The sequence below is a fragment of the Halorhabdus amylolytica genome (genome assembly GCF_004944975.1).
Taxonomy (GTDB): Archaea; Halobacteriota; Halobacteria; order Halobacteriales; family Haloarculaceae; genus Halorhabdus; species Halorhabdus amylolytica.
Map to the genome: position 1 here is coordinate 181,457 of NZ_SPQG01000004.1, position 14,105 is coordinate 195,561.

The 14,105-nt window shown below is 64.8% G+C and carries 12 protein-coding genes; 4 read left to right on the forward strand and 8 right to left on the reverse strand.

The genetic code is table 11. The features are described 5' to 3' along the window. Positions 1-78: 78 nt before the first annotated feature. Together E3374_RS07780 and cofH are read right to left on the reverse strand one after the other, a co-directional pair. The gene (locus tag E3374_RS07780; RefSeq protein ID WP_136688511.1) at positions 79-2,526 is read right to left on the reverse strand and encodes a GH36-type glycosyl hydrolase domain-containing protein; all 2,448 of its coding nucleotides are present in this window, start codon (positions 2,524-2,526) and stop codon (positions 79-81) included. Positions 2,527-2,732: 206 nt separating this feature from the next. Then, a complete protein-coding gene (gene cofH, locus E3374_RS07785) occupies positions 2,733-4,124 on the reverse strand; it encodes a 7,8-didemethyl-8-hydroxy-5-deazariboflavin synthase subunit CofH (protein ID WP_136688512.1) in 1,392 nt (463 codons plus the stop codon). 124 nt (positions 4,125-4,248) lie between these two features. Between cofH and E3374_RS07790 the strand changes: the two genes are divergently transcribed. Further along, positions 4,249-5,838 carry an MATE family efflux transporter gene (locus tag E3374_RS07790; protein WP_394347453.1) on the forward strand — a complete coding sequence of 530 codons (1,590 nt, stop codon included), beginning with the start codon at positions 4,249-4,251 and terminating at the stop codon, positions 5,836-5,838. A gap of 26 nt (positions 5,839-5,864) precedes the next feature. Here E3374_RS07790 and E3374_RS07795 read toward each other — a convergent pair whose 3' ends face one another. The 4 genes from E3374_RS07795 to E3374_RS07810 form a co-directional block, all read right to left on the reverse strand. Beyond that, complete coding sequence (locus E3374_RS07795) at positions 5,865-6,887, reverse strand: sodium:calcium antiporter (protein ID WP_136688514.1); 1,023 nt, start codon at positions 6,885-6,887, stop codon at positions 5,865-5,867. Positions 6,888-6,974: 87 nt separating this feature from the next. Beyond that, positions 6,975-8,816, reverse strand: coding sequence for an NAD-binding protein (locus E3374_RS07800; protein WP_136688601.1), 1,842 nt, complete (start codon positions 8,814-8,816; stop codon positions 6,975-6,977). Between the two features lie 115 nt (positions 8,817-8,931). Beyond that, positions 8,932-9,840 (reverse strand): MBL fold metallo-hydrolase, encoded by a 909-nt coding sequence (locus E3374_RS07805; RefSeq protein ID WP_136688515.1) that lies wholly within the window; start codon positions 9,838-9,840, stop codon positions 8,932-8,934. 79 nt (positions 9,841-9,919) lie between these two features. Continuing rightward, entirely contained in the window at positions 9,920-10,069 is a 150-nt protein-coding gene (locus tag E3374_RS07810; protein WP_136688516.1) for a 50S ribosomal protein L40e, read from the reverse strand. A gap of 198 nt (positions 10,070-10,267) precedes the next feature. On the opposite strand from E3374_RS07810, the gene E3374_RS07815 reads away from it, so the two are divergent. Beyond that, positions 10,268-11,314, forward strand: a complete 1,047-nt coding sequence (locus E3374_RS07815; protein WP_136688517.1) for an enolase-like domain-containing protein — start codon at positions 10,268-10,270, stop codon at positions 11,312-11,314. A 21-nt stretch (positions 11,315-11,335) separates the two neighbouring features. On the opposite strand, the gene E3374_RS07820 is transcribed toward E3374_RS07815, so the two are convergent. Beyond that, positions 11,336-11,836 (reverse strand): DUF367 family protein, encoded by a 501-nt coding sequence (locus E3374_RS07820; protein WP_136688518.1) that lies wholly within the window; start codon positions 11,834-11,836, stop codon positions 11,336-11,338. A 76-nt stretch (positions 11,837-11,912) separates the two neighbouring features. Here E3374_RS07820 and E3374_RS07825 point away from each other — a divergent pair, with 76 nt between their 5' ends. Further along, positions 11,913-13,367, forward strand: coding sequence for a redoxin domain-containing protein (locus E3374_RS07825; RefSeq protein WP_136688519.1), 1,455 nt, complete (start codon positions 11,913-11,915; stop codon positions 13,365-13,367). Between the two features lie 81 nt (positions 13,368-13,448). Further along, complete coding sequence (locus E3374_RS07830; RefSeq protein WP_136688520.1) at positions 13,449-13,787, forward strand: nuclear transport factor 2 family protein; 339 nt, start codon at positions 13,449-13,451, stop codon at positions 13,785-13,787. Here the strand turns inward: E3374_RS07830 and E3374_RS07835 are convergent, their stop codons facing one another. Further along, positions 13,788-14,063: a hypothetical protein gene (locus E3374_RS07835; RefSeq protein ID WP_136688521.1), complete on the reverse strand. Its 276-nt coding sequence runs from the start codon at positions 14,061-14,063 to the stop codon at positions 13,788-13,790. Positions 14,064-14,105 lie beyond the last annotated feature (42 nt).

Below are 14,105 nucleotides of genomic sequence, written 5' to 3' on the forward strand. Positions count from 1 at the left end.
CTGACGTCGAGGTCCTCGACGTATCGTTCAAGTTGCTCCGTGTGAAGGTTGCCCTCGGTCATCTCGATACTATTGTCCTCACCCCATCACGACACGTACGTCGTGGGTCGCGCCGTCCTCGAACGCGGGCACGACAGTGCCCTCGATTTTCTCGCCGTTGACCTCGACACTCACGACCCCACTTTCCACTCCATCGGGATTTTCGACGGTGATCTCGTAGGTCGCGCCCCGGAACTCCCGGTGCATCGAAAAGCCGTCCCACTCAGGTGGGATCGAGGGATCGATCACGAGGCCGTCGTGATCGGGGCGGACGCCGAGGATGTGCTGAGTGATCGCGACGTAGTTCCAGGCGGCCGTTCCGGTCAGCCAGGAGTTCTTCGCCTCGCCGGTGGTCGGCGCATCCGGACCGGCGATGGTCTGGGCGTAGACGTACGGTTCGGTGGTATGGACGTCGCTGATCTCCTCGCGGGCCGCCGGGCAGATGCGCTTGTAGTAATCGAAAGCGCGCTCGCCATTGCCCAGTTTGGCCTCGGTAATCATGATCCAGGGGTTGGTGTGACAGAAGACGCTCCCGTTCTCCTTGTAGCCCGGCGGGTAAGAGGTGATCTCGCCGTAGCGTTCGTCGTATTCGGTGAAGGCAGGCTGGTGGAGGACGATCCCGTGCTCGGTCGCCAGCCGCTCGCGTACTGAGTCCATTGCGTCCTGAACCTTCCCGTCCTCGCGACCGATTTCGGCCATCCCACACATGCCGTTGGATTCGACGAAGATCTGTCCCGCTTCGTTCTCGCTGGAGCCGATCGGATCGCTGAAGTGATCATAGGCTCGCCGGAACCACTCGCCGTCCCAGCCGGCCTCGGCGACGGCCGCGGCCATCTCCTCGGCGTCGGCCTGGTACTCGGTGGCGGACTCGGGCAACATATCGGTCTGGTCAGCCAGCTCCGCCAGTTCCTCTAGGGCGTAGACGAACTGGCCGGCGATGAACACCGACTCGGCGCGCTCCTCCTCGACATCCTGTTCGGCCGTCTGGAAGGACTCGTCGGGGTTCTCCGAGAAGCAGTTGAGGTTGAGACAGTCGTTCCAGTCGGCGTGGCCGATCAGCGGCAGGTCGTGGGGGCCCCGGCGTTCCCGAACGTACTCGACAGCGCGCTGGAGGTGCTCCGCGAGGGGCGCTTCAGTCCCGGGTTCGTTCCCATAGACGATCTCCTCCGCCAGAATGGAGGTGTCGCCGGTCTCCTTGACGTAGGCCGCAGTGGCCATCACCAGCCACATCGGATCGTCGTTGAACCCGCCGCCGATCTCGGCGTTGCCCTCGCCGGTCAGGGGCGTGTACTGGTGGTAGGCGCCGCCGTCCTTCAGCTGGATCTTCGCGAGGTCGAGGATCCGCTGGCGGACGCGATCCGGAAACTGGTGGATGACCGCCAGTTGATCCTGCAGGGAGTCACGGAACCCGATGCCCCGCGTCAGCCCGGTCTCGTACAGCGAGGCCGACCGCGCGAGGTTCATCGTGACTGTGTTCTGGTAAGCGTTCCAGACGTTGACCATCCGGTCAGTCTCCTCGTCCGGAGTCTCGACCTGCAACGTCGAGAGCTGGTCGGCCCAGAACTCGTTCAGTTCTTCGAAGGCCCCATCGAGGGCGTCGGGATCACAGTACTCCTCGATTGTGGGCTCGACGTATTCCTTGTTGAGGACGCCCGATTCCTCCCACTTCTCGTCTTCCGGATTCTCGTGGTAGCCCAGCAGGAAGACGATTTCCTCGCTTTCGCCAGGATCGAGTTCGAGGTCGACCTGGTGGGAGCCGATCGGTGCCCACCCGTGAGCGATCGAGTTCGTCGCTTCACCGTCTTCGAGTACCTGTGGCGTGTCGAAGCCTTCGTAGTTACCGAGGAAGGCGTCCCGCTGGGTGTCGAATCCGTCGATATCGGCCGAGCAGGCGAAGTACGCAAAGTGGTTGCGCCGCTCGCGGTACTCGGTCTTGTGGTAGATGGTCGATCCGTCGACCTCGACCTCGCCGGTGTTGTAGTTGCGCTGGTAGTTCGAGATGTCGTCAAAGGCGTCCCACAGACAGAACTCCACGAGGCTGAACAACTGGAGGCTGCGGACCTCGTCGCTTCCGTTCTCGACGGTGACGCGCCAGGCTTCGAAGTCCTCGCCGGGCGGGACGAAGTAAGTGACCTCGCCGGCGACGCCGCCTTTCTCGCCGCGGATCGTCGTGTACTCCAGCCCGTGGCGACACTCGTAGTCGTCGAGTTCGACGCGGGCGGGCTGCCATGTCGGCGAGAAGTACTCCCCGCTGTCGGCGTCTCGAAGGTACAGGCCACGACCACCGACGTTCCGGGGTGCGTTGTTGTAGCGATAGCGGACGAGTCGTCGATAGCGCGGATCTCGATAGAAACTGTATCCGCCACCCGTGTTGGAGATCATCCCGACGTAGTCCTGGCGTCCGATGTAGTTAATCCAGGGCCGTGGCGTCTTCGGATCGGTGATCACGTACTCGCGCGCGTCGTCGTTGAAGTACCCGTACTTCATATCTATCGGTCGTGATTCCGGAAGTGGCACAAAGAACCTTTCGACGGTTGACACGCGCCACGTTCGCCGGCCGTCAGGATACACCTGGTCGGTCCCCGCGGAACTCGCCGATAGCTGTCGTATTCCGATCGAAAACGATACTGATTCAGTGCTGTCCGAACGGTGGACCCCTCGTTCCCGACGTTTTCAGACGGTAGATTCTACTGTCATTGTTCGATCAGCGGAGTCCCGTCGGCGTTTGGCCCGAGACGCGGCCCGGGCGGATCACCGCGGATCGGCTCGCGCTGTCGGTAGTCCGTCGAGCGCTCGACCGGCGTCCGTCCGATCGAGCGGATCAACTCGTCGTAGTCCGCAAACGAACGGTACTGCCCGAAATCCCCGCCGGCACGGGCTGTGATCTCCTCAGAGAGGATCGTCCCCATGAAGTCGTCGGCGCCACACGAGAGCAGTTTCAACCCGAACTCGTCGCCGTACTTCACCCACGAGGACTGAATGTGCTCGATGTTGTCGAGAAACAGCCGCGAGACGGCGATCATCAGTTCGTCCTCGACCCGTGACGCCCCGCTGTCGACCATCCCGTTCTCGGCCAGGGGCGTGTCCGGGTGGATGAAAGACAGCGGAACGAACTCGGTGATCGCGCCTGTCCGGTCCTGGAGGTCCCGAACTCGTTTCAGGTGCAATGCCCGGTGGGCCTCGTTCTCGACGTGACCGTACATGATTGTCGAGGTGAGGTCCAGCCCAACGTCGGCGGCAGCCTCCATCGCCGCCAGCCACTCGCCGGTGTCGATCTTCGCGGGACAGATCACGTCCCGAACCTCGTCGACGAGGATCTCCGCCGCAGTGCCGGGGACGCTGTCGAGGCCGGCATCTTGCAGGCGACGATAGACCTCGCGGTAGCCCCACTCAGCTCCCCGGCGGGCGTGAGCGGCCTCTTCCGGTGTCATCGAGTGGACGTGGACGCCTCCTACGGACATCGCGTCGATCTGTTCGACGTAGGTGCCGGGATCGGTGCTGTAGTCGTCAGGCGGGCGGTAGTTCAGTGTCTCCCGATCCTCTGACTCTGTGGCTTTCAGTGTCTCCCGACCCCCTGACTCTATGGCTTCCAGCATCTCGCGGTGTTCGTCGTCCAGAGCGAAGGCCGGGTGTAGTCCCGAGACTGACGTCACCTCGTAGATCCCACGCTCGAGGGCGTCTGCGACGATTTCTCGTGACTCGGCGGGTGTCTTCGTGAATCCCGGGTGATCGTCGGGCCGATCGGCCCGGAACTGTTCGGCACTGTCCTTGAAGTTACAGAACAGACATCCGGTGTCGCAGGCGGTCGTGACGTTGTTGTTGAGGTTGGCGACGACGGTGACTTCCTCGCCGACGACCTCGGCCCGACGGCGGTCGGCGGCTTCGAGTACCGCCTCCTTCCGTTCGGGATCGATCTCCCGATCTTCGGTCCCGGTCGTCAGCAGTTCGATCGCGTCGGCGACGGTCAGGCGATCGCCGTCGCGGGCTTTCCGGAGTGCGTTCTCGAAGTGCTGATCGCTCTCCGGACGGCAATCGAAGTCGAACCTCCCTCGCGGAACGTTCACACCGGCCTTCTCGGCAGCCATCGATTAATCTCCCGTCGTCGTCGCCCTTAACGTCGGGGGTCACGTCGTCAAGCGCCGGTGTCGAGGACGGCGGTCCGGGACCGGTAACACAACGTTGATTTGGCGACCTCCCCTCGATCAGTCCGTGACTGACCCTCCAGCCGATGCCGATCCGTCGGTCCCCGAGGACCCCGACGGCGATCCGCCCCCGGACGATCCGAAACCGAGCGAAACTCCCGGTTCGGAGGACGATTCCGAGCGTGACGAACCCGCGGGCTCCATCACTGAGGGGAGTCTGGTTCGGCCGCTGATCGGACTGGCCTGGCCGATCGTCGTCATCCAGCTGTTACAGGTCACCTACAATATCGCCGATACGCTCTGGCTCGGCCGCCTCTCGGCGGACGCCGTCGGCGCGATCAGCCTTGCGTTCCCGTTGATCTTCCTGTTGATCGCCGTCGCCGGCGGCTTTACGACTGCCGGGGCGATCCTCGTCGCCCAGTACACCGGTGCGAAAGGCGATCGCTCGGCAGGCCTCGTTACCGGTCAGACAGTCAGCTTCGTCAGCCTGCTATCGGTCGTGATCGGGATTGTCGGGTATTTCTACACCCGTCCCGCGCTCGAACTCCTGCCGAGTGACCCCGAGACATCGACCTCGGTCATCCCTCTGGCTGCCGACTACATGGAAGTCATCTTCATGGGAATCCCGTTGATGTTCGGCTTCTTCGTCTTCTCGGCGCTCATGCGAGGACACGGCGACACGCGGACGCCAATGCTCGTCATGGCCGTCTCAGTCGCGCTCAACGTCTTCCTGGACCCCTTTTTCATCTTCGGCTTTGCCGGTAACCCCCTGTTCGGGTGGCTCGGTCTCGGCGGGCTAGAAGCGTCATTACACGCCACCACTGGGTTCACGGGTCTCGGGATCGGTGGTGCAGCGCTGGCGACGATTCTCTCCCGTGGCGTCGGGACGGCGATCGGTCTCTGGCTACTGTTCGAGACGGGAATCGGTCCTGCCGTCACGTTCGCCCATCTCCGGCCCGACCTCGACGTCATCGCGGACATCATCCGGCTGGGGACGCCAAGCATGGTCGAGCAATCGACCAGCGCGCTGGCGATGATTACGCTGACGGCGATGATCGTCACGTTCACACCCCCCGTTGTCGCCGCCTATGGGCTCGGCAACCGACTCATTTCCCTGGTCTTCTTGCCGGCGATGGGACTCGGCCGGGCGATCGACACCATGGTCGGACAGAACCTCGGCGCCGACCGGGCCGATCGGGCTTCGCGGGCGACCTGGCTGGCGGCCGGGACGGGCGCAGGCGTCATGGTGGTCGTCGCGGTGATCGCCGTCGTATTCACGGAGCCTATCGTCGCCGTGTTCATGGGTGATGTACCCGACGCGGCCGCGACGATCGCCAACGGCGTCGAGTACGTCCGAATCCGGTCCGTGGAGTTCGCGTTCATCGGTGTCACGCAGGTGATCCTCGGGGCGTTCCGTGGGGCGGGCAACACCCGGACGGCGATGGTAATCTCGATCCTGACGCTGTGGATCGGCCGGGTCGGGAGCGTCTACGTCCTCGTTTTCCTCCTCGAATGGGGTGCGACGGGTGTCTGGGTCGGCATGGCACTGGGCAACATCGTCGGCGCAGTCGTCGGCGTCGTATGGTTCCTCCGAGGAACCTGGAAGGAGCGGTATATCGACGAACCGGCGATCGGATCCGAGGAGACGTCGGCCTGACGCGGGGAGTGCGTCGCGGGGTCGTCTCAGGCGTTGGGCAACAGGTCGATGGCGATGTCGAGTGTTTCGAGAATTACCCAGCCGACGAACAGCGCGTAGATCCCAAGCAGACCGGCGGCCTCGCCGTCGGACAGCGAGAGGTCGGTCCGGAGCACGGTAAACAGGCCGACAGTCGCCGCGGTGAGCACGCCGAACATTGGCACGGCCATCGCGAAATCGATCGCTTCGTCGCCGACGATCATGATACCGACGGGAATCGCCACCAAGAGGTCGAAGGTATTCGACCCGAGGACGTTCGCGACGGACGCGACGCCACGATCCTGGCGTGCGGCGCGCACGCTGACGAGGGCATCCGGAAGGCTGGTTGCCCCGGCAATGATCGTCACGCCCAGCAGGAATTGATTGATGCCGAACTCGGTGCCCAACGCCGAGACAGATTCGACCAGGAAGTGAACAGCGACGATGATAGCGAGGAGACCGATACCGAGACGGACCCATTGCCGGCGCGGATCGACCCCGGTTCCCTCCTCGTCGGGCTGATGCTCCGCCGTGTCCTGATACTGGATGAAGATGTACAGCCCGTACAGCCCCAGCGGGATGAGCGCGAGCGGTCGAGTGATGGTCCCCTCCATCGGTGCCCCGGGGACTGGATAGTAGATGACGCCCAGTGCGAACGTGATCAACAGCACCGAGACGGCCAGCATGTAGAACTGGGCCTCCTTGTAGACGATAGTGCGACTGGATTCGATGTCGTCGTCGGTCACGATGCCGGCGAGAGCGGGGATCACGAGCACGTTGAAAATGGCCGACCCGACAATCCCACCGACCCCGAGCGCGAGCGAGCCGGTGAGCCCAGCGGCGACGACGGCAGCGAGTTCCGGCATGCTCGATCCGACCGCGGAGATGATCGCCCCCTGGACCACCTGCGGGAGGCCGTAGTACGCAGCCAGCCGATCGCTCGCCTCTTCGAGCCAGCCGCTGCCGAACCAGATTACGCCCGTCGTGACAACGATCACACCCACCTCAAGCAGCAGACCCACGCTACTCATGTGAGCGGACGGTCGTTTGCGGGCCTGTTAAGTGCTGGTGATACGTGGGGCCGAGCGACACGGCCACTGGATGCGGGCGGACAATCACTACTCCTGGCAGAATGCCATTCCCTCACGAACGGCTTCGTTTTCGCCGAGCAGCGTCACTTTGTCGCCCGCCTCGACGGTGTAATCGGCGCTGGGAACGAACGACTCGCCGTCCTTGCTGACCAGAGCGATCAGGCATGTGTCCGGTAGTTCCGGACCGATCTCCCGGACCGTCCGGCCGATCAGGTTGTCACTGGTCACCTCGACCTCCTGAACGTCGCCGACGCGATCGATGTCGGTCATCCAGTGTGCGATGGCCGGCCGCTCGATCTGGTTGTCGATCGCCCAGGCGACCGCCAGCGACGAGGAGATCGTCCGGACACCCAGATCTTCGAAGGCTTCGACGTTGTCTGGGTTGTTCGCCCGGGCGATCACGTCCTCGATCTCGAAGTTCGTGCTGGCCAACTGGGCGATCAGGAGGTTCGTATCGTCGTCGCCGGTCGCGGCGACGATCGTCTTCGCGTTGCCCGCGCCCGCGTCTCGCAACACGTCGGTGTCCGTTCCGTCGCCGATGATCGCGGTGAACCCGTCGTTGCGGATGGCTTCGACCTGTGTTTCGTCGTCCTCGATGATGACGACGTTCTCTCCACGTTCTTCGAGACGGTCGGCGAGCGCACGGCCGACGCGGCCGCCGCCCACGATGATGACTCGCATTGGTATCACATCTAAGTATTGTGCGACGTAGCGTGCCAGGCCACCCTCGACGACGGCCGTGGCCAGAATGACCAGGAAGACGGTCCCGATGAGAACGTTGGCCTCTGCGACCATGCCCTGTGACTGCAGTTCGATCGCGAACAGCGTCGCGACGGAAGCGGGAATGATCCCGCGTGGCCCGACGAAACTCATGAACGCCCGCTCGTTGACAGTGAACCGACCGCCCACGGTCGAGACGTATATCAGCAGCGGTCGGATCACCGCCGCGACGGCAACCGCCACGACCAGGCCGGGCAGCCAGACGTCGAACAGGACGTCCAGTTCGAGGATCGCCGCCAGGGTAATGAAGACGAACGAGAGCACGAGCAGCGTCACGTCTCCTTTGAAGGCAGTAATATCCTCCTCGTAGGGGATATCCAGATTACCCAGAACGATACCGGCCGTCGCAGCGGCGGCAACGCCAGCCTCGCCCGAGAGGTAGTTCGCACCGGCATACGAGACGATCGCGCCGGCCAGGACCAGCAGGCGGGCGTTCCGCGGGGCGTCCCCCGGCGAAAGGTCGACGTACCGCAACAGGTAGTAGACGACGGCAGCGACAATCCCGCCGACGATGACGCCCTGTCCGAGCCGCTCTGCGAACGCGCTGAGCAATTCGACGGGCGGATTGCCGCTGAGGATGATTACCTCGAAGACCACGACGGCCGTGATCGCCGCCGTCACGTCGTTGACGATGCCCTCGGTCTCTAAAGCCGCCGCGACGCGATCCCGGACCGGCACGACCTGCAGGATCGGTGCGATCACGGTCGGCCCAGTCGCCACGAGCAAGGCTCCGATCAGGAACGCCAGTCCCCAGGTGGTCGTCTCGAATGCGAGTTTGACGGCGACGGCCGTCCCGACCAGGGCGATCGCCGCCCCGAGGGTAACCAGTCTGAACGTCGCCGCCGGTGCCTCCCGCAACCGGTCGATGTGGAGATGAAAGGCCCCCTCGAAGACGATGATCGCCACGCTCAGCCCGACGATCGCCGAGAGGGGTGCCGCACCGAAGGTTTCCAACGAGAACAGCCGTTCCGGGAGCACCAGTCCCGACAACGGGCCGATCGCGAGGCCGGCGACGATATAGAAGATGATGCTGGGGAGCTGCCAGCGTGCGGCCAGCAGCTGGGCACCGACGCCTAGCGCGAAGATCATCGCGACCAGCAGGACGATCACGTCCGCGCCGCCGGCGCTCACGTAAGCCCCTCCATACTATCGACCACTTGCCCGATCGCAATAAAATGGGCGATCCCGGCGGGTTGTGGCTGTTTCAATCCGCTCGATCGAGATAAGTCAGCACACCCCGAACGTTCATGGCCGTCTCGCCGCGCCCCTTGTCTGGACCCCAGATTTCGCTCGCAGCCGTCTCACCGGCGAAATGCTCGATCACTGCCTCGTCGTCTCCGAACTCGTTCCGGGCTGCCGCGACGGCCTGAACCCAGTCACTCAGTCGTCGGCCGTACCCCTCGAGCTGGTGGGTCCGGCGCGTCGGGCCGAAGTGAGAGTACAGCAACGTCTCCCGCCCCAGAGACTGGATTGTCTCGATGTCTCTCAGCGCAGCTTCCAGATCGAAATCCGGCGGCGGTGACGTCGGCTCCGCCCGGTCGCGTTCCGGGACGTACAGCCCGGCCGCGTCGCCAGTGAAGACGGCGTCGTTGGCGGGATCCTCGTAGACGACCTGGTGGGGGGCGTGCCCAGGTGCATGGTGGGCGATCAGATCGTGATCGCCGAGGTCGATCCGATCACCGTCTGTGAGCTCTCGGATCCGGTCTCCCGGAACCGGCTCGGGCTCGACGTAGTGGACGATCTGGTCGCCGACGGCCCGCCTGGTCCCCTCCCAGAGCCGCCCGGGGTCGACCAGATGGGGAGCGCCGATCTCGTGGACGACGATCGTCGCGTTCGGGCACGCCTCGGCGAGGAAACCGGCACCACCGGCGTGATCGAGGTGGACGTGTGTCACGGCGATCACCTCGATATCCTCGGGCTCCAGCCCGGCGGCGTCGACGGCCTCCAGGACTCGCTCGTAGTTGGTGCCGATCCCGGTCTCGACGATCGTCGGTCGTTCGGCATCTACGACGTATACCGAGCCGTATTCAGGGACGTCGTACATCCCAGTGTCGACGTAGTAGAGGTCCGAACACGAGCCGATCGTCACCCGTGTCACGTCGCCGATAACCATGTCTAGTCGGGAGTGAGTGCGGGAGAAAAGCGTTCCCACTCGGGGACGTCGGCGGCACACAGGCGCCGGCAGCGACCGTTCAGGCCGAGCGGGGTTCTTTGGCCTTCGGACGGAGTTTGCCGTACCCGCACTTGCGACACTGGCTGGCGCGTTCGGGGTTCCGTGCGTTACAGCGCATGCAGATCTGCTTCTCGAGGAGTCGATCCTCTGCTTTCTCGAATCTGGCCATCGTGAGCGGTGCTTACCGGCCGGTGCGTTTAAGCGTTTCCGAGTCGGCTTGCCCCGAGACCGTGCACTGTCCCTCCGTGCCCCGTCCGTGGCGCGGATGCGCCTGACAGACAGCCCTGCCAGGTCAATAGACGACGGACCATTCCCAGGTCAATAGACGACGGACCATTCATACGTGATCCGTCCGTGAGTCGGGGACATGGACTACGGGGCCATCGCCGAACTGCCGGTAACCATCGAGTCACACGAGCTGACCCTCAACGAACGGGAGACTTCGAGCGGGTTCGAGCGGGTCACGACGACGGTCACGTTACGTGGCGAGGACGCGGTCGGTCGTGGCGAGGACGTTACCTACGATACAGAGGACCATCGGGCACTGGCGGCCAGCACGCCCCTCATGTTCGCCGGCGAGTACACGATCGACTCCTTCTCGGCGGCCGTCGGAGAGATGTCCCTCTTTCCAAGCGGTCCACAGCGTCCCCCGTCGCGACGCTACCGGCGCTGGGCCGTCGAGAGTGCCGCCCTCGATCTGGCGTTGAAACAGACCGGGAGATCCCTCGCCGAGGTCCTCGATCGATCGTTCGATCCCGTCAGCTACGTCGTCAGCACGCGTCTCGGCGAACCACCAACTACCGACCGACTTGATGCGATCCGAGAGGCCTACCCCGACGCGGCGTTCAAGCTGGATCCCACCGTCGAGTGGTCCCCGGCGTTGATCAAGTCAGTCGCCGAGCGTGACGTCGTCCGGATTCTCGACCTGAAGGGCCAGTACGCCCACGCCGATGTCCACCAGCCAGCCAACCGCTCGCTGTACGAACGGCTGTTCGCTGCCTTCCCGGATGCCATCATCGAGGATCCGGCCGTCACCGAGGAGACCAGACCCCTTCTGACGGACCAGGCCGACCGCCTCGCCTGGGACGTGCCCGTGACCGACGTCGAGTCGCTCGGAACGGTGCCGTTCGAACCGAACTGGATCAACGTCAAGCCCTCCCGGATCGGAACGATCGCTGACCTCTGTGCGGTCGTCTCCCACTGCGAGGAGCACGGGATCGGGATGTACGGCGGCGGCCAGTTCGAACTCGACGTGGGACGTCCACAGATCCAGGCGCTGGCGTCGCTTTGCTATCCCGACGCCCCCAACGACGTTGCGCCGAAGGGCTTCAACGACCCCGAAGTGGGTTCGGATCTACCAACGAGCCCGCTCGATCCGCCCGGAGACCAACCGGGATTCGGCCGTAGCGAGTGACCGGACGGTGCCACCGTCGCGTCAATCGGATTCCTCCGCGAGGTAGTCGTCCTGGACGTCGAGAACGGCCGTTGAGTCCGCACAGGCCGCGTAGCGTTCGAGGGGTTCGGCGTTGAGCTCCAGAAAGGTGTGTCCCCAGGTGAATTTCGAGAGGAGCCCCTCGGCCTGCTCGCGTTCGCCGAGGATGACGAGCGCGCCCGCGAAGGCTTCGACGGTCGACAACTGGAACGGCGTCCCGTAGTTGACGGGGTTGGCGGCGACCAGGAACGGCAGCGAGCGCCCGACGCCCGGAAGATCGAAGGCCTCCGCCTCGGCGGTCTCCCACGAGCAGTCCAGAGCGATCAGTCGACCGTGGTCGTCGTCGGCCGGCGAGAGCGCACGCTCGGCGAAGGGGTTGAGGACGATCCCGGGCGGCACCGACCGGGGCGAGCGGTGGAGCGTTGCCAGGTCGAAGCGGGCGAGCTTCCGGGCCGTGCACTTCTCGGGGTCGTCGTCGCCCTCGTAGCGGACGTGGAGTTCCACGGAGAGGCTTTTTCACGACGAGACAAAAGCGATACGGAGAGGCACGCTTAACACGGATGGCTCGAAACCGACAGGTATGCTTCAGGTGGGCGAAGACGCTCTCACGTTCGAACTGCCCGCCGTCGTCGAGAGTGAGATCCAACAGATCGATCTGGGGGAGTACCTCGGCGAAGAGATCGTCGTCCTGGTGTTCTATCCGGGGGACTTCAATCCGGCCTGTGGCGAGGACAGCGACCTCGAGGAGCTCGATCTCTTCACGATGCAGCCCGACGTGACCGTGATCGGCGTTGCTCCCGACACGCTCTACAGTCACCGTCGGTTCGCCGAGGCGTACGACCTCGCGATCCCGCTGGCTGCGGACACCCGCGGGGAGGTGGCCGCCGCCTACGAGGTCGACCACGAGGACGAACACGGCCAGTCGGTCCCCGAACGAGCGGTGTTCGTCGTCGATCTCGACGGGACGATCCAGTACGCCTGGTCGACACGGGATCCGCTACAATTGCCCGACAGCGAGGCGATCCAGCGCGCGGTTGGGGACATCGGCGGCGACGCGGCGGCCGTCTCGCGCTATCGGGTCGGCCACGCCCACTACGTCGAGGGGCGACGCGGATTCACCAGCGCGATGAGCGCCTTCCGGGAGCACGAGTGGATGGTCGCCCGGTCGGACTTCGAACGAGCCCGCGAGGAGTTCACTACTGCGGCCGAGCAGTTCGCCACAGCCGGCCGGTTCGTCGGCCACGCCGAACTGGCCGATCACTTCGAGCGCGCCCGCCTGAAGGCAAACGCCCTCTGGCAGGCCGCCGACTGGCTGGCCGACGCGGCCGACGCCTTCGCAAGCGGCGACGGCGAGGAGGGCAACGCTTACCGTTCGGACGCCGAAAATCCCCTGGAGACGGCGCGGGACCTGGCTGAACCGCTCGATCCCGACGACATCACCGTCGACGACAGGACGGTGTCGATCGACGCCGACGCGCTGGCCGAGGCGGACACCGTCTCCGCGATGGAAGCAATCCGGGCGGAGTTCGACGGCGAGGAGGCGGCCGGGGGCGTGGAACTGGAACTCGATGCAGTCTCCCTGGACGACGACGGGGAGGACCTCCCCGACCGGGACGGGCCCGATACCGACGCCGCGAAGCGGATCCGCGAGTACGCCGGCGTCGGGATGGACATCAGTGATCCCGAGGGGGCCGGGGACGACCAGATCGCCGACGCACTCGCCGCGGCTGACGAGGCAGACGACCCGGCCGACGGGACCGACGCCGCGCCGAGCGAGGCGGGGAGACCGGAGACGTCCCTCGACGACGTGCCCGAACAGTCCCACCCGGACGAGACGGCCGCGGGCGACCGGCCGGCCGAACAGGGCGAGGGAGCCGGTCGGGACAGTGCAGCGGCCGAGGACTCTGCGGCTGGCGACGACTCCGCGGCGAGCGAGGGCGACGCTGCCGACGCCGAAACGGACGTGACCGAGGAAGAGATCGAGGAGATCGCCGAGGAGTTGCAGTCCCAGAACGGCGAGGAGAGACAGTCCTGATCTGCCGCCGCTTCCCGAGTGGGTCTCGGACGGCCGGAACCGATTCGAGAAACCCTTCTGTCCGGTCGTCGTGGATCAACCATGCCCGCAGCCGATCACCCAGACCACGTGCGATCGTTCTACGACGCCCTCGACGACCACCGCTACGATCGCCTGGCCGACCTGCTGGCACCCGATTTCGTCCACGATCGGCCAGGGCTCACCCTCGAAGGCAGGGATCGGTTCGTCCAGTTCATGCGCGAGGAGCGGCCCGACCCCGACACCAGCCACCCGGTCGACGCGATCTATCGCGACGGCGGGGGCGAACTCGCGGCGCGTGGCCGCCTGCTGGACGACGACGGCGAGGAAATGGCTGCCTTCGTGGACGTCTTCGGATTCGGCGATGACGGGATCGAATCGGTGCGGACGTACACCCGCTGATCAATGAGTATCCGCACGCGGGTCGGTTTTGACGACCCTGTCGAGTCCCTCCCGAAGCCGTCGGCCCGTCGTGAGCAGTCCCCAGTGGAACGCGACCAGGTAACTGACCACGAGAATGGCGATCCGCGTGGGCAGGTACATCCACGACCAGCCCGGGACGAACACCCACCCGAAGGAAGCCGGAATGAGGAACACCGTCACGCCCAGGAACGTGAGCGCGCTTCTGAGAGACGGTTGCCGATCACGGACTTCCATCACGGCGAGGACGACTGCCACCAGAACGGCTCCCCCCACCCCAGCACCGAGAGCCAGACTCAA